Genomic DNA, 15,722 nt, shown 5'->3' with positions numbered 1-15,722 from the left:
GCCCAGCTTGACAGCAACGGCCGAAACCGTCATTCAATTATTCTGTTGAATGACGCTGCGACATGGAAAGGCCGATGTCAATCCGCAATCCGAAACAGGCGCTGTACGAGCAGTTCGCGATTGTCGCCAAGGCGCTCGGCCACCCGCTGCGCCTGGAAATGATCGAGCACCTGGCGCAAGGCGAGCGCAGCGTCGAAGCTCTTGCCGCGAAGCTCGGCCAACCGATCGCCAACATCTCCCAGCATCTCCAGGCGCTACGCCGCGCCGGCATCGTGTCGGCCGAACGGGACGGCAAGTTCGTCCGCTACGCGCTCGCGGATGAGAGCGTGCTTTCCGCCTTCGCGTCGGTGCGCAGTGTTGCCGAGCGGCATCTCGCCGAGGTCGACCGCATCGTGCGCGGCTATTTCGACGCGCGAGACGGCATGCGGCCCGTCGGGCGGGATGAACTCTTGGCCCTGATGCGCGATGGACTGGTGACGCTGATCGATGTCCGCCCGCCCGACGAGTTCGCGCTTGGCCACGTGCCGGGCGCGATCAATGTCCCGCTCGGTGAAATCAAGACCTGGTCCCAAAGCGCCGATACGAGCAGGGAGATTGTCGCCTACTGCCGCGGTCCCTGGTGCGTGATGTCCTTCGAGGCGGTGGCCGCGTTGCGCTCGCACGGCCATTCCGCGCGTCGTCTCGAGGACGGAATGCCGGAATGGAAGGCCGCCGGCCTGCCGGTGGAAATGGCCGCCTGATCGTGTGGCCGATCGGATGATCAGCGCTCGGGCAATCCCGCCAGCTTCAAGGCTTCGACCATCTGGTCTGCCCATTCCGGCGTGTTCCGAAAGATAGGCAGCAACCGGAATCGCTCTATCGTGAAGTCCGGCTGAACGGTGAGCAGCTTTTGCGCGGCCCAGCGGGCAGTCTCCAGATCGCCGTCCATCGCCGACCAGGCGGCGAGGTATCGATAGGGAATGACGATGTCAGGATGGGCCGCGATGATCTCGCGGGCGATCGTAACAGCCTGGGAAAGAGAGCCGGTCTTGGCCAAGGCGTAGCCCGTTCCCAATCTCACGGCGAATGCGAACGGATCCATCGGGCTCAGCGTCATCGCCTGATGGAACCGGTCCAGGGCCAAGGCGGCTTCGTTCTTGTAGATCGCGATCCAGCCACGGCGCGCCCATGCCCACGCATTGTTCGGATCGAGCGCGAGTGCCCTTTCGATGAAGGTCGCTGCGCGCTCCTGCTCGCCGCACATGCTCAATGCCCAACCGGCGGCGGCCAATGCGGTAGGATCGTCGCCGATCGAGCCGGCAGCCTCAACTGCGGCGAGCGCCTTTTCCAGCTCGCTTTCAGGATGCTCGGCCCACAGAAACACGGCGTTCGAGGCGTGGCACCACGCCAGAAGCGCATGGGCGCGGCCATAGGCAGGATCGATGGCGATCGCTTTCCGCAGTAGCTCTATTGCCAGGTCGTTGGCGTCCTTGCGGCGCCCCCAAATGTTCGGGTAGGCGCGCATGACGAGGTCATAGGCCCTGAGGCTGGCCGGCGGCTTGCGTCTGGCCAGCTCGATCTCGGCACCGCGGATGGCTGGATGGATGGCGCCGGCCACCTGCGCTGCGATCCTGTCCTGGAACTCGAAAACGTCCTCGGTCGCGCCCTCGTAGCGCTCGGACCACAATTGTGTCCGCGTGTCGGCATCGACCAGCTGCACGGAAATGCGCAGACGGTCCCCGCCCCGCCGCACAGTGCCTTCGACGACGTAGTTGACGCCGAGCTCCCGCCCGACTTCGCGCACGTCGGCGAAGCGCCCCTTGTAGGTGAAGGCGGACTGGCGCGCGATGACGAAGAAGTTGCGGACGCGTGAAAGCGCGGCGGTGATCTCCTCGACGACGCCGTCGGCAAAATACTCGTCATCCGCTCCGCCAAGATTGTCGAAAGGCATCACTGCCACCGACGGCTGGTCATGCGGCCTCGCCGGCGTGGCGACAGGCTGGGCCGGCCGGGCGGTGTCGTGCGTCGACGCGATCGGCCGATTTCCGCTTCGCGTTTGCAGCGACGCCGCCAGTGACTGCGTCTGCGCTTCGGGTTCCACGCCCAGATGCTTCTTCAGCAGCGCGCGGCAGGATTCGAATTGACGCAGGGCCGCATTTTCGTGTCCCCGGGCGGCGTAGATGCGCATCAACGCCCGATGCGCCGGCTCCGCGGTCGGGTCCGAGGCGAGCAGCCTTTCCGAGAGCCGTTCGCAGGACGCTTCATCCGTTGTTCCGGCATCGGCTAGCGCGAGGCTAAGGCGTTCCACCAGTTGCAGCGCCTTCTGCCGGTATCTGACCTGATGCGGACTGAACCATTCATCCAGGCCGTCGGGAATGACCTCGCCTGCAAACACGTCGCCACGGTAGAGTTCGGCGGCGAGGGCGAGGTCCGCCGTTCCGCTTTCGGCGAGCTTGCGCTCGAAGAGCCAGATATCCGCTTCGTCCGGGCCGGCCGTCAGCGCGACCGTTTCCTGATCCCCCTCGATGGAAATGGTCGCATTGCCGTCGGCGGGAAACCAGCGCCTGATGTCGGCAAGCGCCTGGCGGAGGCTGTTGCGTGACTGCGCATCGCCGCGTCCCGGCCAAAACCCTTCGGCAAGCCGTTCGCGATGGTGGCCCCGGCGGCCTGCCAGAACCAGGGCAGCAAAGAGAAGCGCGGATTTGCGCGTGGCGAAGCGGACGGGCTGGCCGTCTGCGGAAGTCACTTCGAGGCCGCCAAGCAACCGGATGCGCACGATGCCCTCCGAAGTTCGAACGCGCCGGCAGAATAGCATCTTCGCCAGTCGATTTAACACGGATTTAACGGCGGCTCTGCGGACTTGCCGCAATGGTTCACGCCCGGCTGAACAGCCGCAAATCGCGTGTGTGACAAGCTTCGACCGTAATCTGGAACGGGAGAGCAAAATGGCTCATACGGAAACCCACGCGGAGACCCGCGCATCAAAACACCGGCTGCTTGGGGCGGCGTCGAAAAGCGCGGCGACAGCAGTCGCCGCCTTCACGGCCTGGCGGCGGAGCATTGCAGGGCGCAGGGCGTTAGCAGAACTGACACCCGACCAGTTGAAGGACATCGGCTGCCCGGAGTCCTCTAGACCCACATTCTTTGTCAGGGTCGGCCTGATCACAGACTTGATGTCGATGAGATAAGGGCGGATTCAGATCACCGCTTGCGCAACGCGGAGGCCGGAATCGGCCTCCGTCTGGCGCATGCAAGACCCGATCGGATCGGACCTGACAGTCGGGTCAGCGGATAAAACGCGCTGTCAGTGGACCCGCCTGGCAGAGTTGCTGCGAACCTCGGAACGGGTTCTCAGTCCTTGGCCCGCTCGACGTAAGAACCGTCGGCGGTCATCACCACGATGCGCGTGCCGGCGGAGATGTGCGGCGGCACGGCGGTGCGCACGCCGTTGGAGAGCACGGCCGGCTTATAGGAGGAAGACGCCGTCTGGCCCTTGGTGACCGGCTCGGTCTCGATAACCTCGAAGGTGGCGCGCTGCGGCAGCACCAGTGAGATCGGCACGCCGTTGAACTGCGCCAGCTGCACGGCCATGCCTTCCTGCAGATAGGGCGCGAAGTCGCCAACCACGCCTTCCGAGGCCACGACCTGGTCGTAGCTTTCCGGGTTCATGAAATGGAAGCCTTCGCCGTCCGAATAGAGGAAGGTGTGCTCGCGCTCCTCGACATAGGCGCGCTCGACCATCTCGGTGGTGCGGTAGCGCTCCGAGACCTTCACTCCGTCGCCGATGCGGCGCATGTCGAGCTGGGTCACCGGCGTGCCCTTGCCAGGGTGGATGTTTTCGGCAAAGAGGATGACATAGAGCTTGCCGTCCTTATCGACGACGTTGCCTTTGCGTAAGGAGCTGGCGATGACCTTGACCACGATATTCGATCCCGTTCGAGTTTTTCGGCCTGCAAGCGTCGATTTTCGCGAAGCGGCGACGGCGGCCATCGCGTGCGCCCTAGCGCATCTTGCGCCGAACCGCCAGCCTTCGGCGCGATTTTCCTGCCCATGACCAGCGCTTCGCCCTGGTGGACGCCGCATATTCATGCCGATCGCCGGCCGAGGCTGATGGCGCGCAATGCCATCGCCGCGGCACTTCGCGGCTGGTTCGCCGAGCGCGATTTCGTCGAGGTGACGACCTCGGCGCTGCAGGTCTCGCCTGGCAACGAGGCGCATCTGGCGGCCTTCGCCACCGAAGCGATCGGACCCGACGCCTCGCGCCAGCCGCTCTACCTTCACACCTCGCCGGAATTCGCCTGCAAGAAGCTGCTCGCCGCCGGCGAGAAGCGCATCTTCAGCTTGGGCGCCGTCTGGCGCAACCGCGAGCGCGGGCCGCTGCACCATCCCGAATTCACCATGCTCGAATGGTACCGGGTCGGCGAGACTTACCGGAGTCTGATGGCCGACTGCGCCGAATTCCTGGCGCTCGCCGCGGAAAAGGCCGGCACAAAGCGCTTCCGCTTCCGCGGCCGCGAGGCCGACCCGTTCGCCGAGCCGGAGCGGCTGAGCGTCGCCGAAGCCTTTCTGGCGTATGCCGACATCGACCTCCTGGCGACCGTCGCCGCCGACGGCAGCACCGATCGTGATGCCCTTCATGCGGCGCTGGTCCGTGCCGGCTTGCGCACCGCGCCCGACGACAACTGGGCCGACCTGTTCAGCCGGGCGATGGTGGAAAAGGTTGAGCCGGCGCTGGGGCAGGGCCGCGCTATCATCCTCTACGGCTATCCGGTGTCGGAGGCAGCCCTCGCCCGGCCGAGCGCCGAGGATCCGCGCGTCGCCGAACGGTTCGAACTCTATTGCTGCGGTGTCGAGCTCGCCAACGCTTTCGGCGAGCTGACCGATCCGACCGAGCAACGCCGCCGTTTCATCGCCGAAATGGACGAGAAGGAGCGCGTCTATGGCGAGCGCTATCCGCTCGACGAGGATTTCCTCGCCGCTCTTGCCGTGATGCCGCAGGCCAGCGGCTCGGCGCTCGGCTTCGACCGGCTGGTGATGCTGGCGACGGGAGCCCAGAAGATCGAGGACGTGATCTGGACGCCGGTGGCAACGCCATGACGGATCGCAGACCGGGTTGATCGGGCCATCGGCCTGACGTTCGCGTTCCAATGTCATTCTGCACAAACAAGCAGCTATTTGGGCCGAGACCGATTTCTGGCGGATTGATCTGGAGCAAGTCGCTTCCCACCAGTCTGCGCTACCTTGTCGTCTGAGTTTGTCTCAGCGGGGGAGTCCGATCTGGACCGAGCCTGCCATGAAGTCTCTGCGCGTCGTTGTTCGCCACCATGGCGGACCTGAGGTTCTTGAGATCGTGGAAGAAGATGCGCCCCATCCGGCATCGGGTGAGCTGCGGGTGCGAACAATCGCCGCCGGCGTCTCCTTCGCAGAACTATTGATGCGGGAGGGGATTCATCCGGAAAAGACGACCCTGCCGTTCACGCCGGGATGGGACATTGTAGGCGTCGTGGACGAGGCTGGAGAGAGAGCGCCCGATGCGATGGTTGGCAAAATGGTTGCGGCGCTCCCCATTCATGGCGGCTACGCCCAGTTCATCTGCCTGCCGGAAGATGAACTCACTCCGGTTCCGACCGGTGTTGATCCCGCCGAGGCAGTGAGCCTCGTGCTCAACTACATTACGGCCTATCAGATGATGCATCGCCTTGGGCATGCTTCACCCGGTCAACGGGTGCTCATTCATGGCGCGGCGGGCGGGGTCGGCACGGCCCTGCTGCAACTTGGCCGCCTGACAGGTCTAGAGATGTACGGGACTGCATCTCTTGCGGCGCACCAGATCGTTTCCGATCTCGGGGCCACGCCCATCGACTACGAGCGGGCCGACTTCGTCAAAGAAATCCACCGACTGACGAACGACGGTGTGGATGTCGTCTTCGACGGGGTCGGCGAAGCCAATGTCTGGCGTTCATTTCGGGCTCTGAGGCCTGGTGGCCGCGTCGTAGTCTACGGCTTCACTTCATTTCTGCAGAAGGGCCAACTGGCAGGGGGCTTGCGTTATCGTCTTCGCGGGATATTGCGGCCCGCATGGTATGCGGTCCGCGCTTTCGTCTCACCAGGCCGACGACGCATAATCCCCTACAGCATACAATATTTGAAACGCTGGAAGCCGGCTTGGTTCCGCGAAGATCTCGGTGCTTTGCTCGCGCTGCTGCGCGACGGGAAAATCAAGCCTATGGTGGCCATGCGGATGCCACTGACCGAGGCTCGTCGCGCCCAGGAGCTGCTCGGTCAGGGAGGCGTCAAGGGCAAGCTCGTGCTGATTTGCAATTCGCTGCCCTTTGATCGGTGAAGAGGCGCCTGCGGAGTTGATCGTCTCGACGACCGCATGGGCGCTAAGAGGGCATCCGGCCGATGGTTCGCGGGCTTCGCGGCTCGTATCCTGCCGTACCGAAGGCTCGGGCCTTCTCCGCTCAATGCGCGAACACCTGCTCCAGTGAGCGGAAACCCTTGAACTCAAGAGCATTGCCTGACGGGTCGCGGATGAACAGCGTCGCCTGTTCGCCGGGCTCGCCCTTGAAGCGCACCATCGGCCGTTCCAGCCAGTCTATGTCGGCGCGTGCTTCCAGCCGCGCGGCAAGCCGCTCCCACTCGTCCATCAGCAGCACCGCGCCGAAATGCGGGATCGGCACGGCGACCCCGTCGACCTTGCCGTCGCGTGCCGCTTCCGACGCCTGCGGCCGTAAATGCGCCGACATCTGGTGGCCAAAGAGGTCGAAATCGACCCAGGTGGTCGATGAGCGACCGATCGTGCAGCCTAGCACCTCGCCATAGAAAGTGCGGGTTTCGTCGAGATCACGGACGGGGAAAGCGAGGTGGAAGGGCGTCATGCGCAAGCTCCGAACAAGGCAAGGTGCCGCAGGCGGCCGTTTCGACCGCTCTTGGGCGATTTGGTCGCGACATCCTGATTGCCCTTCGCCCATTGCACAAGCCGCGGTGGAACAATAGATGGTGCGTAAGCATCCATGATGGTGCGTAAGCATCGAGCGAGGGGTGCGGCAGCGTCTGCCTTCCCGGACAGCTTGAACAAACAGGACTAACCGCATGACCGATACGCTCGACGCAGCGAAACTGACCGACCGCGTCGCTGCACTCGTCGAGGCGGCCAGGCGCGCCGGAGCGGACGCCGCCGACGCGGTCGCGGTGCGTGGCCGTTCGGCCGGCGTGTCGGTGCGGCTGGGCAAGGTCGAGGGCACCGAATCGTCCGAGAGCGAGGATGTCTCGCTGCGCGTCTTCGTCGGCCAGCGGGTGGCAAGCGTTTCGGCCACCGCCGCCTCCGACCCGAAGGCGCTCGCGGAGCGCGCCGTCGCCATGGCGAAGGTGTCGCCCGAGGATCCTTTTCAGGGGCTCGCCGATCCGGCACTGCTCGCCCGCAATTTGCGCGACCTCGATCTCTTCGATCCGACCGAGGTGGCGGCCGACCAGTTGAAGGAGGCAGCGCTAGCGGCGGAAGCCGCGGCTCTTGCCGTCAAGGGCGTCACCAATTCGGCCGGCAGCGGCGCCAGCGCCGGGCTTGGCGGCCTTGTGCTCGCCACCTCGCACGGCTTCCTCGGCCAGTATGTCGCCTCGCGCTTCTCGCGCTCGACCAGCGTCATTGCCGGCGAGGGCACGGCGATGGAGCGCGACTATGAATTCTCCTCGCGGCAGCATTTCGCCGATCTCGACGCGCCGGAAGATATCGGCCGCAAGGCCGGCGAGCGCGCCGTGCGCCGCCTCGGCGCCCGCAAGGCCGCGACCGGCCCGGTCGATGTCGTGTTCGATCCGCGCGTGGCGCGCGGCATCGCCGGCCATCTCGCCGGCGCCATCAACGGCGCCGCCGTGGCGCGCAAGACGAGCTTCCTGCGCGACATGATGGGCAGAGAGGTGGCTTCAAGCGCAATCACCGTCACCGACGAGCCGTTGCGGCGTCGCGGCCAGGCTTCGCGTCCCTTCGACGGCGAAGGCGTCGAGGGCGAGAAGCTTTTGATGCTCGACAAGGGTGTGCTCAACCACTGGTTCCTGTCGACCTCGGCGGCGCGCGAGCTCGGTCTCGTCACCAACGGCCGCGGCTCGCGCAGCGGTTCTTCGGTTTCGCCGTCCTCGACAAATCTCGCCATCGAGCCCGGCGAGCGCGCGCCGGAGGAGCTCATCGCCTCGTTGAAGCGTGGCTTCTACGTCACCGAAGTGTTCGGCCAGGGCGTCGACATGGTGACCGGCGAATACAGCCGCGGCGCTTCCGGCTTCTGGATCGAGAACGGCGCGCTTGCCTATCCGGTGGCCGAGGTGACGATCGCCTCCAACCTGAAGACAATGTTCCTCAACATGGTCCCGGCAAGCGACCTCGACCGCAATTTCGGCACAGCCGCGCCCACGCTGCTGATCGAGGGGATGACCCTTGCCGGTGCCTGACATGGTCATCTCAGCCGGGGCGCGCGAGGACCTCGCCCTGCTTCGTGACGCCGCCCGCGAGGCCGGCGCCATTGCCATGCGCTATTTCGGCAACAACCCGCAGGTGTGGATGAAGGGCGGCACCTCGCCGGTCAGCGAGGCCGACCATGCCGCCGACGCCTACCTGCGCGAGACCCTGCTCAAGGCGCGCCCGGATTACGGCTGGCTGTCGGAAGAGACCGCCGACGATCATGCCAGGCTTTCGGCCCGCCGCACCTTCGTCGTCGATCCGATCGACGGCACGAGGGGCTTTCTCGACGGACTGCATTCCTGGTGCGTCAGCGTCGCCGTGGTCGAGGACGGCCGCTCGCGGGCCGGCGTGCTCGAATGCCCGGCAAAGCAGGAGACCTACTGGGCGCTGCCTGGCGAGGGCGCCTTCCTCAACGGCAAGCGGATCCATGTACGCGCACCGGGCGAGACCGTCGATATCGGCGGGCCGAAGCCGCTGGTAGACCGCATGCCCGGGACCTGGCAGGATCGGATGCGACGCATAGCCTATATCCCTTCTCTCGCTTACCGGCTGGCGATGATCGCCAACGGCAAGATCGATGCGACCTTCGTCAAGCCCAATGCGCATGATTGGGACATCGCCGCCGCCGACCTGATCCTCAGCGAAGCCGGCGGCGCTCTGCTCGACTGCGGCGGCGAGCGGCCACGCTACGCAGGCGAGGTGATCAACCACGGCGCGCTCGCGGCCGGCAGCGGCGAACTGCTGGACGTCCTTGCCGGCGTTATCGCCGGAGCTGACGAAGCGTGAGGCTGTCCGCAGTTCCAAAAACGGCCGCTTTGGTCTAGACCTGTCACAAAACTCATGAATCTGCGAAGGATCGGCATGGCCGTGGAAGACGGAAAGAAACAGCTTTTGCACCTGGTGTTCGGCGGCGAGCTGAAAAAGCTGGGTGGAACCGAGTTCCGTGACCTGGACGCGCTCGACATCGTCGGCATCTACCCCGACTATCAGTCGGCGCACGCCGCCTGGAAGGCAAAGGCGCAGGCCAGCGTCGATAATGCGCATATGCGCTATTTTGTCGTTCACCTGCACCGGTTGCTCGACCCGGAAACAAAGGCAGCCGGTTGACATCGATGGAGCATGAAGCGGTGAAAGGGGCGACGGGGCGCGCCGCCGGGCGGGGCGGGACGCGCACGCTGTGGCGCCGCATCCGCGAGCCGCTCGCCCAGTCGCGATTCGTCAAGAATTTCATCGCCGGTCTGTTCGCCTGGTTCGTGCGGCTGATTCGCATCACCAGCCCGCTGGTCAAAGGCTCGACCCAGGTCGCCGGCGGCGCCCACGCGCATCTCGAGCCCGGCATCATCGCGCTCTGGCATGGCCAGCATCTGCTCACGCCTGCCTACTATCCCAAGGGCCGTCCGCTGGTCGCTATGGTCTCGCGCAGCGCCGATGCCGAGCTCAACGCGCTGATGATCGAGAAGTTCGGCATCGAGGCGGTGCGCGGCTCGGGTGGCCGCGACAGTTCGAGGCATCTCGACAAAGGCGGCGCCAAAGCCTTGATCGCGCTCAAGAAAGCGCTGGTCGCCGGCAAGAATGTCGCGATGATCGCCGACATCCCGCATGGCACGCCGCGCGACGCCGGGCTGGGAATCGTGCTCCTGGCCAGGCTTTCGGGCAGGCCGATCCTGCCCTCCGCGATAGCCACCAGCCGCCGCAAGGTGCTGGAAAGGAGCTGGGACAAGACCACCATCAACCTGCCCTTCGGCCGCTCCGCGGTCATCGTTGGCACACCCGTCTTCGTGCCCGCCGACGCCGACGACGCCGAGATGGAGCGCAAGCGCCAGGAGGTCACCGCCTCGCTCAACGCCGCGACGGCCGAGGCCTATCGCCTTGTGGACGGCGCCAAATGAGCGAGCGCTGGGCGCGCGCGGCCCTTAGGGCCTACCGCTATGCGGGGGCCGCCGCCTATCCGCTGATCGGACCCTATGTCGCGTGGCGCGCCTCGCGCGGCAAGGAAGACCGCGTTCGCCGCCGCGAGCGTTACGGCGTCGCCGGCCGGCCGCGCCCGGAAGGGCCGGTGATCTGGATCCACGCCGCGAGCGTCGGCGAGACGATCGCCGTCGTGCCGCTGGTCGAATGCATCCTCGACTACGGCGTCAATGTCGTGCTGACGACCGGCACTGTGACCTCGGCGAAGGTTGCCGACGAGCGGCTTGGCAGCCGCATCATCCACCAATATGTGCCGCTCGACCTCAAGCCCGCGGTCAGCCGCTTCCTCGACCACTGGCGGCCGGAACTGGCCATCATCGCCGAGTCGGAGATCTGGCCGATGACCATTTTGGAGCTCGGCGCCCGCAACGTGCCGCAGGTCCTGGTCAACGGGCGGCTGTCGGACCGTTCCTTCCGCTCGTGGAAGAAGCGCGCCAGCGTCGCCGAGGCGCTGTTCGAGAACCTTGCCCATGTCGTTGCCCAGTCTGATGTCGACGGCGAGCGTTTCCGCGCCCTCGGCGCCCGGCCGGTCACCGTTTCCGGCAACCTCAAGGTGGACACCAACCCGCCGCCGGTCGACGAGCGGGCGCTGGCGACCTTGCAGCGCCAGATCGGCGAGCGCCCGACCTGGGCGGCGATCTCAACCCATGACGGCGAGGAAGTGGTCGCCGCGGAAGTTCATGCGACCTTGCACAGGCGTCACCAAGGCCTGCTGACCATCGTCGTGCCGCGCCATCCCGACCGCGCCGACGCGCTTGCCGCGCAGATCTCCGGGATGGGGCTGACGGTCGCGCGCCGCAGCAAGGGCGATCGCATCACGCCCGACACCGATATCCTGCTCGGCGACACGATCGGCGAGATGGGCCTTTATCTGCGGCTGACCGAGATCGCCTTCGTCGGTCGCTCGCTGACCTCCGAGGGCGGCCAGAACCCGCTGGAGCCGGCGATGCTCGACACGGCGGTGCTCGCCGGCCGCAACGTGCAGAATTTCCGCGAAGCCTATCAGCGCCTGCTCGACCGCGGCGGCGCCAAGCTGGTGCGCGACCGCGACATGCTGGCCGGCGCCGTCAATTTCCTTTTGACCAACGAGGCGGCGCGCCACGAGATGATGGCGGCGGGGGCCGCGACCGTCGACGAGATGCGCGGCGCGCTTCAGCGCACGCTGAAATCGCTCGAGCCCTACATCCAGCCGCTGGTCGTCAAGGCGCGCCTGAAAGGCGCCAACGGGCGCTAGCGCATGAGCCCAAAAATCGGAACCGGTTTTTGGACAGGATCATGCGCAAGATCGAATTGCGCGGAACCGGCGCCATGACCAGCGAAGCGCCGCCCTTCTGGTGGGAAAAGCCGGACTGGCGGGTGCTGGCGCTGTCGCCGGCATCGGCGGCCTACGGGATGGTGGCGGGCCGCCGCATGCGCCGCGCGCCGCGCGAGAAGGTCGCGGCGCCCGTGCTTTGCGTCGGCAATTTCACCGTCGGCGGCAGCGGCAAGACGCCGGTCGCTATCGCACTGGCGAAACAGGCTAGGCGCATGCAGCTCACGCCCGGCTTCCTGTCGCGCGGCCATGGCGGCTCCTTCGCCAAGCCGCATGTCGTCGATGCGCATCACGACGCCGCCAAGCATGTCGGCGACGAGCCGCTGCTGCTTGCCGAGCACGCGCCGGTGGCGGTGACGGCCAAACGGGCCGCCGGCGCCAGGTTGCTGATGGAAGAGCACGGCTGCGACTTCCTGATCATGGATGACGGCTTCCAGTCGGCGCGCATCCATATCGACTACGCCCTGATCGTGGTCGACGCGCGCTACGGCATCGGCAACGGCCGCGTCATTCCCGGCGGGCCGCTCAGGGCCAAGGTCGTCGACCAGCTGGTCTTCACCAGCGCCTTGCTGAAGATGGGCGAGGGGAGCGCTGCCGATAGGGTGGTGCGCCAGGCGGCGCGGGCCGGCCGGCCGATCTTCCTGGCGCATGTCGAGCCGGCGAACCCGGCGCGCTTTGCCGGCGGCCGCTTCCTTGCCTTTGCCGGCATCGGCCATCCGGAAAAATTCTTCGACACCGTGCGCGGCGCCGGCGGCGAGGTCGCGCTGTCGCGCGCCTTCCCGGACCACCATTTCTATGCCGCGGACGAGCTCGCCGACCTTGCCGCGCTTGCCAGGCGCGAGGGGCTGCGTCTCGTCACCACCGCCAAGGACGCCGCGCGGCTGCGCCATGGCGATGCGCCGGGCGGCTTCCTCGAACAGCTCGACGTGCTTGAGATCGACGCGGCCTTCGAGCTCGACCACGTGCCTGAACGCATCATCAATGAGACGCTGGACGCATGGCGGCAGCGCAAGATCCGGGGCTAGCCTGCGACTACCGCCGGCTGCGCAGTTCCGGATGGATCTCGATCTCACGGCGCAATGATGCCGTTGCGTTCACATAAGGCTCCTGCCTGGCGACGCTCCAGTATTTGAGCTCGTCCAGCGGGATGCTCTCGCCGGTCACCGCGCAGCGCACGAACGCGCCGGGGCTGGTCACCTGGAAGTCGCCGTCGAGATAGCGGATGCGCGCTTCCTTGCCGCCGGGGCCTTCAAAACGGTTCATCATGAAATGACGCTTGGGTTCATCGCGGTTCAATCGCCACAAATCGCGGACAAGGTCAAGCTTGGCGCAATGCTCATGTAATATTGCTGCATGGCACAATGGTAGTCAGGAAGCGCCATGGACATCACCAATGCCAGCAAGGCGTCACTGCTGAAAGAGGCGCTCACCCCGCAGCCGGTGCCGTCGCCCCGGCCTGATCCGGCGACCCCCGCGCTGGTCAAGGCGCTCGTCCAGCCGCCGGCGCCCGCGATGGCGCAATCGGCGCAGTTCGCCGCGCAGGCGCTGAACAGCTCCCTGGCGAGGCCGCCGGCTCAATCGTCGCAGCGCCTGTCGTCAGCGGAAATCGAGAACGCCTATAGAGCCGTCATGGAGTCGGATGCCGGCACGGATGACGCATCGGCAAGGGCCCAGGCTCGTATGCCGGCAGGCGATGCCGATCAGCCTTCGGCGACCCGGGCACAGTCGCCGGCCGCCGACAACACGGCGAGGGTTGCGCCAACTCCGCCGCCCCCTTCGTTCTCGCCGGCCCTTGCTTCGGCGGTGCTGGTTGCGGCCAACGCAAACGCACCGCAACCGCGGGGTAGGGCGGCTGGTCCGGCGGGTCATGCCCCGCGATCCGAACCCGGCCAGGTGTCGCTGTGGACGATATCCATCGTGACGGCCATCGTCTCGGCCGCGACCACCACGGTCGTGCTGATGCTGCTTCGCTGACGGAAGCTGGTCGGCCTAGATATCGTCCTGCAGGAACGCTTCCAGCTTTTCCGACGCCAGCCCCGCCTGTTCGGCGATCCGCCGCGCGAGATCGGCGGCGGCCGCGCGGGGGCGCCCGACCGGACGGTCGAGCCAGTAGGACACCGGATTGAGCGCGACACGCTCGTCGACAGGAACGATGCGGCCCGATTGGAGCTGGTCTTTGACCAGCGGCGGCCGCGCCAGCGCGACGCCCAGGCCGTGCGCCGCCGCGTCGAGCACCAGGTTGTAGTCCTCGAAACGCCGGTCCTGCGGGCGCGGGCGGTAGTCGATGTCCTGCGCCGCGAACCAGGCGCGCCAGGCGGAGGCGTCGGAATCGTTGATCAGCGGGAATTTGAGCAGCCGGGCAGGGTCGCCTTGCCCGATCTCCTTAGCCAGTTCCGGCGACGCGATCGGGAAGATCTGTTCTTCGAAAAGCTGCACAGAGACGCGGCCAGGAATACGTCCGCGCCCGCAGCGCACCGAAAGGTCGATGCCTTCGTCGGCAAGATCGGCCTGGCGGTTGTCGACATCGAGCACGATGCGCAGCCTGGTCGGGCTGTTCTCCAGCGCCGCCATGCGCGGCATCAGCCACAGCCCGCTCACCGAGGGGATCGAGGCCAGTCGCACCACGGCGGTGCCGCGCGGCTCGACCCAGCGGTCGGAGTTGACCGAAATCAGCGCGAAAGCCTCTGTGGTCCTCAAATGCAGCCGGTTGCCTTCGTTGGTCAGCGTCACGCCGCGCGCGTTGCGCTCGAACACTTTCAGCCCCAGCCAGTCCTCCAGCTTGGCAATCTGGCGGCTGACCGCGCCATGGGTGAGGTTGAGCTTTTCGGCCGCCGCGGAAAAGCTCCCGGTGCGCGCCGCCGCGTCGAAGGCGCGCAAGGTTTCCAGCGGCAGCATCTGGTTTGAGCTGTGATCCATGCTCACAGCTGACCCTCGAATTGCTCGTTTGTCAATCGGCCGGCAATGGCGTTTTCTTGTCCCATGGCATTGAAAGACGAGGATTCGGCAATGAGCGCTTACACCGGCACGTTGAATGAGACACAGCGCATGGACACCACGGCGGCGATCGCGGTGGCCCTCACGGTGGTCGGCTGGGCCTCGGCCTTTCCGGCCATACGCGCCGGCCTTGCCGCCTTCCAGCCGTTGGAGCTCGGCGCGCTGCGCTTTGCCATAGCGGCGGTCCCGGCGGCGATCTTCCTCGCCGTCAAGCGCCCGGCGCTGCCCAGGGTCGACGAGCTGTGGCGCTTCGGCTTCGGCGGCGCGATCTTCGTCGCGCTCTATACCGCCATGCTCAATTTCGGCGAGCTGACCGTCTCTGCGGGCGCCGCCGGCTTCATCATCAATGTCAGCCCGATCTTCACGGCGATCATGGCCATGGCGCTGCTCGGCGAGCGCTTTTCCGGCATGGCCTGGATCGGCACGGTGATCTCGTTTACCGGCATCGGCATCATCGCTGTCGCCGACGGGCATGGCCTGCATTTCAACGCCGGCGCGCTGCTGGTGCTGGGCTCTGCGCTCTGCTCGGCCGTCAACACCATCGTCCAGAAGCCGCTCTTTGCCCGCCACCATCCGCTGACGATCGCGGCTTCCAACATGGTGCTCGGCGCGCTCTGCCTGTCGCCCTTCCTGCCGGAAGCGTTCTCCCAGGCAGCGGTCGCCGACACCGCCGGCCTCGGCGCCGTCATCTATCTCGGCGTCGTGCCCTCGCTGATCGCCTACGCCGCCTGGGCGACCGCGCTGTCGCGTCTGCCGGCCGCGCGCGCCTCGAACTTCCTCTACCTCGTCTCGCCGACGTCGGCCCTGATCGGCTTCTTCTGGCTCGGCGAAGTGCCGACGCTGCTCGGCATCCTCGGCGGCGCGCTGGCGCTGGGCGGCGTCATCGTGGTGAATTTGAAGCGGTAAAACAAAGAGTTGAGATCGTTTCCGGACTCGAAATGATAAGTAGCGTTCCATTTCCGACAGCCCCTGTGATGCGGGCTTGAGGCAAGCTATCCTTGCCCTGCCTTGGATGGAGGG

17 protein-coding genes are annotated in these 15,722 nt (G+C 66.2%); 12 read left to right on the top strand and 5 right to left on the bottom strand.

Going from position 1 to position 15,722, the window contains the following annotated elements:
- Positions 1-74: 74 nt before the first annotated feature.
- Positions 75-740, top strand: a complete 666-nt coding sequence (locus tag EJ067_RS01895; RefSeq protein ID WP_126084415.1) for a metalloregulator ArsR/SmtB family transcription factor — start codon at positions 75-77, stop codon at positions 738-740.
- A gap of 20 nt (positions 741-760) precedes the next feature.
- Here EJ067_RS01895 and EJ067_RS01890 read toward each other — a convergent pair whose 3' ends face one another.
- Positions 761-2,755, bottom strand: coding sequence for a BTAD domain-containing putative transcriptional regulator (locus EJ067_RS01890; protein ID WP_245468132.1), 1,995 nt, complete (start codon positions 2,753-2,755; stop codon positions 761-763).
- A 169-nt stretch (positions 2,756-2,924) separates the two neighbouring features.
- Between EJ067_RS01890 and EJ067_RS01885 the strand changes: the two genes are divergently transcribed.
- Entirely contained in the window at positions 2,925-3,167 is a 243-nt protein-coding gene (locus EJ067_RS01885; RefSeq protein WP_126084414.1) for a DUF1127 domain-containing protein, read from the top strand.
- A 163-nt stretch (positions 3,168-3,330) separates the two neighbouring features.
- Here the strand turns inward: EJ067_RS01885 and efp are convergent, their stop codons facing one another.
- Entirely contained in the window at positions 3,331-3,900 is a 570-nt protein-coding gene (gene efp / locus EJ067_RS01880; RefSeq protein WP_126084413.1) for an elongation factor P, read from the bottom strand.
- A gap of 129 nt (positions 3,901-4,029) precedes the next feature.
- Between efp and epmA the strand changes: the two genes are divergently transcribed.
- Positions 4,030-5,076, top strand: a complete 1,047-nt coding sequence (epmA, locus tag EJ067_RS01875) for an EF-P lysine aminoacylase EpmA (RefSeq protein WP_126084412.1) — start codon at positions 4,030-4,032, stop codon at positions 5,074-5,076.
- A 196-nt stretch (positions 5,077-5,272) separates the two neighbouring features.
- Positions 5,273-6,322, top strand: coding sequence for a medium chain dehydrogenase/reductase family protein (locus EJ067_RS01870; protein ID WP_126084411.1), 1,050 nt, complete (start codon positions 5,273-5,275; stop codon positions 6,320-6,322).
- A gap of 121 nt (positions 6,323-6,443) precedes the next feature.
- Here EJ067_RS01870 and EJ067_RS01865 read toward each other — a convergent pair whose 3' ends face one another.
- Positions 6,444-6,860: a VOC family protein gene (locus EJ067_RS01865; RefSeq protein ID WP_126084410.1), complete on the bottom strand. Its 417-nt coding sequence runs from the start codon at positions 6,858-6,860 to the stop codon at positions 6,444-6,446.
- A gap of 214 nt (positions 6,861-7,074) precedes the next feature.
- Here EJ067_RS01865 and EJ067_RS01860 point away from each other — a divergent pair, with 214 nt between their 5' ends.
- The 6 genes from EJ067_RS01860 to lpxK all read left to right on the top strand — a co-directional run bounded on the left by EJ067_RS01860 (position 7,075) and on the right by lpxK (position 12,733).
- The gene (locus EJ067_RS01860) at positions 7,075-8,418 is read left to right on the top strand and encodes a TldD/PmbA family protein (RefSeq protein ID WP_126084409.1); all 1,344 of its coding nucleotides are present in this window, start codon (positions 7,075-7,077) and stop codon (positions 8,416-8,418) included.
- Complete coding sequence (locus EJ067_RS01855; protein ID WP_126084408.1) at positions 8,405-9,214, top strand: 3'(2'),5'-bisphosphate nucleotidase CysQ; 810 nt, start codon at positions 8,405-8,407, stop codon at positions 9,212-9,214. The genes EJ067_RS01860 and EJ067_RS01855 overlap by 14 nt, the downstream gene beginning before the upstream one ends.
- Positions 9,215-9,289: 75 nt before the next feature.
- Complete coding sequence (locus EJ067_RS01850) at positions 9,290-9,535, top strand: DUF4170 domain-containing protein (RefSeq protein WP_040973997.1); 246 nt, start codon at positions 9,290-9,292, stop codon at positions 9,533-9,535.
- 5 nt (positions 9,536-9,540) lie between these two features.
- Positions 9,541-10,317, top strand: coding sequence for a lysophospholipid acyltransferase family protein (locus EJ067_RS01845; RefSeq protein ID WP_126084407.1), 777 nt, complete (start codon positions 9,541-9,543; stop codon positions 10,315-10,317).
- Positions 10,314-11,630, top strand: coding sequence for a lipid IV(A) 3-deoxy-D-manno-octulosonic acid transferase (waaA, locus tag EJ067_RS01840; RefSeq protein WP_126084406.1), 1,317 nt, complete (start codon positions 10,314-10,316; stop codon positions 11,628-11,630). Before EJ067_RS01845 ends, waaA begins: the two co-directional genes overlap by 4 nt.
- Positions 11,631-11,704: 74 nt before the next feature.
- Positions 11,705-12,733 carry a tetraacyldisaccharide 4'-kinase gene (gene lpxK, locus EJ067_RS01835; RefSeq protein ID WP_126089456.1) on the top strand — a complete coding sequence of 343 codons (1,029 nt, stop codon included), beginning with the start codon at positions 11,705-11,707 and terminating at the stop codon, positions 12,731-12,733.
- Between the two features lie 7 nt (positions 12,734-12,740).
- On the opposite strand, the gene EJ067_RS01830 is transcribed toward lpxK, so the two are convergent.
- Entirely contained in the window at positions 12,741-12,974 is a 234-nt protein-coding gene (locus EJ067_RS01830; RefSeq protein ID WP_126084405.1) for a DUF2093 domain-containing protein, read from the bottom strand.
- Between the two features lie 114 nt (positions 12,975-13,088).
- On the opposite strand from EJ067_RS01830, the gene EJ067_RS01825 reads away from it, so the two are divergent.
- Entirely contained in the window at positions 13,089-13,682 is a 594-nt protein-coding gene (locus tag EJ067_RS01825; protein WP_126084404.1) for a hypothetical protein, read from the top strand.
- 15 nt (positions 13,683-13,697) lie between these two features.
- Here the strand turns inward: EJ067_RS01825 and EJ067_RS01820 are convergent, their stop codons facing one another.
- Entirely contained in the window at positions 13,698-14,624 is a 927-nt protein-coding gene (locus EJ067_RS01820) for a LysR substrate-binding domain-containing protein (RefSeq protein WP_126084403.1), read from the bottom strand.
- Between the two features lie 90 nt (positions 14,625-14,714).
- Between EJ067_RS01820 and EJ067_RS01815 the strand changes: the two genes are divergently transcribed.
- The gene (locus tag EJ067_RS01815; RefSeq protein WP_126084402.1) at positions 14,715-15,608 is read left to right on the top strand and encodes a DMT family transporter; all 894 of its coding nucleotides are present in this window, start codon (positions 14,715-14,717) and stop codon (positions 15,606-15,608) included.
- The last annotated feature ends 114 nt before the right edge of the window (positions 15,609-15,722 follow it).

The sequence above is a fragment of the Mesorhizobium sp. M1D.F.Ca.ET.043.01.1.1 genome, from assembly GCF_003952385.1.
Lineage (GTDB): Bacteria > Pseudomonadota > Alphaproteobacteria > Rhizobiales > Rhizobiaceae > Mesorhizobium.
This window is presented reverse-complemented; position numbering and strand designations above follow the sequence as displayed.

What these genes read in the sequence shown, in the direction of transcription:
- EJ067_RS01895 (WP_126084415.1), top strand. Translation starts at nt 75, where the DNA reads ATGTCAATCCGCAATCCGAAACAGGCGCTGTACGAGCAGTTCGCGATT.
- EJ067_RS01885 (WP_126084414.1), top strand. Translation starts at nt 2,925, where the DNA reads ATGGCTCATACGGAAACCCACGCGGAGACCCGCGCATCAAAACACCGG.
- epmA (WP_126084412.1), top strand. Translation starts at nt 4,030, where the DNA reads ATGACCAGCGCTTCGCCCTGGTGGACGCCGCATATTCATGCCGATCGC.
- EJ067_RS01870 (WP_126084411.1), top strand. Translation starts at nt 5,273, where the DNA reads ATGAAGTCTCTGCGCGTCGTTGTTCGCCACCATGGCGGACCTGAGGTT.
- EJ067_RS01865 (WP_126084410.1), bottom strand. Translation starts at nt 6,860, where the DNA reads ATGACGCCCTTCCACCTCGCTTTCCCCGTCCGTGATCTCGACGAAACC.
- EJ067_RS01860 (WP_126084409.1), top strand. Translation starts at nt 7,075, where the DNA reads ATGACCGATACGCTCGACGCAGCGAAACTGACCGACCGCGTCGCTGCA.
- EJ067_RS01850 (WP_040973997.1), top strand. Translation starts at nt 9,290, where the DNA reads ATGGCCGTGGAAGACGGAAAGAAACAGCTTTTGCACCTGGTGTTCGGC.
- EJ067_RS01845 (WP_126084407.1), top strand. Translation starts at nt 9,541, where the DNA reads ATGGAGCATGAAGCGGTGAAAGGGGCGACGGGGCGCGCCGCCGGGCGG.
- waaA (WP_126084406.1), top strand. Translation starts at nt 10,314, where the DNA reads ATGAGCGAGCGCTGGGCGCGCGCGGCCCTTAGGGCCTACCGCTATGCG.
- lpxK (WP_126089456.1), top strand. Translation starts at nt 11,705, where the DNA reads ATGACCAGCGAAGCGCCGCCCTTCTGGTGGGAAAAGCCGGACTGGCGG.
- EJ067_RS01830 (WP_126084405.1), bottom strand. Translation starts at nt 12,974, where the DNA reads ATGATGAACCGTTTTGAAGGCCCCGGCGGCAAGGAAGCGCGCATCCGC.
- EJ067_RS01825 (WP_126084404.1), top strand. Translation starts at nt 13,089, where the DNA reads ATGGACATCACCAATGCCAGCAAGGCGTCACTGCTGAAAGAGGCGCTC.
- EJ067_RS01820 (WP_126084403.1), bottom strand. Translation starts at nt 14,624, where the DNA reads ATGGATCACAGCTCAAACCAGATGCTGCCGCTGGAAACCTTGCGCGCC.
- EJ067_RS01815 (WP_126084402.1), top strand. Translation starts at nt 14,715, where the DNA reads ATGAGCGCTTACACCGGCACGTTGAATGAGACACAGCGCATGGACACC.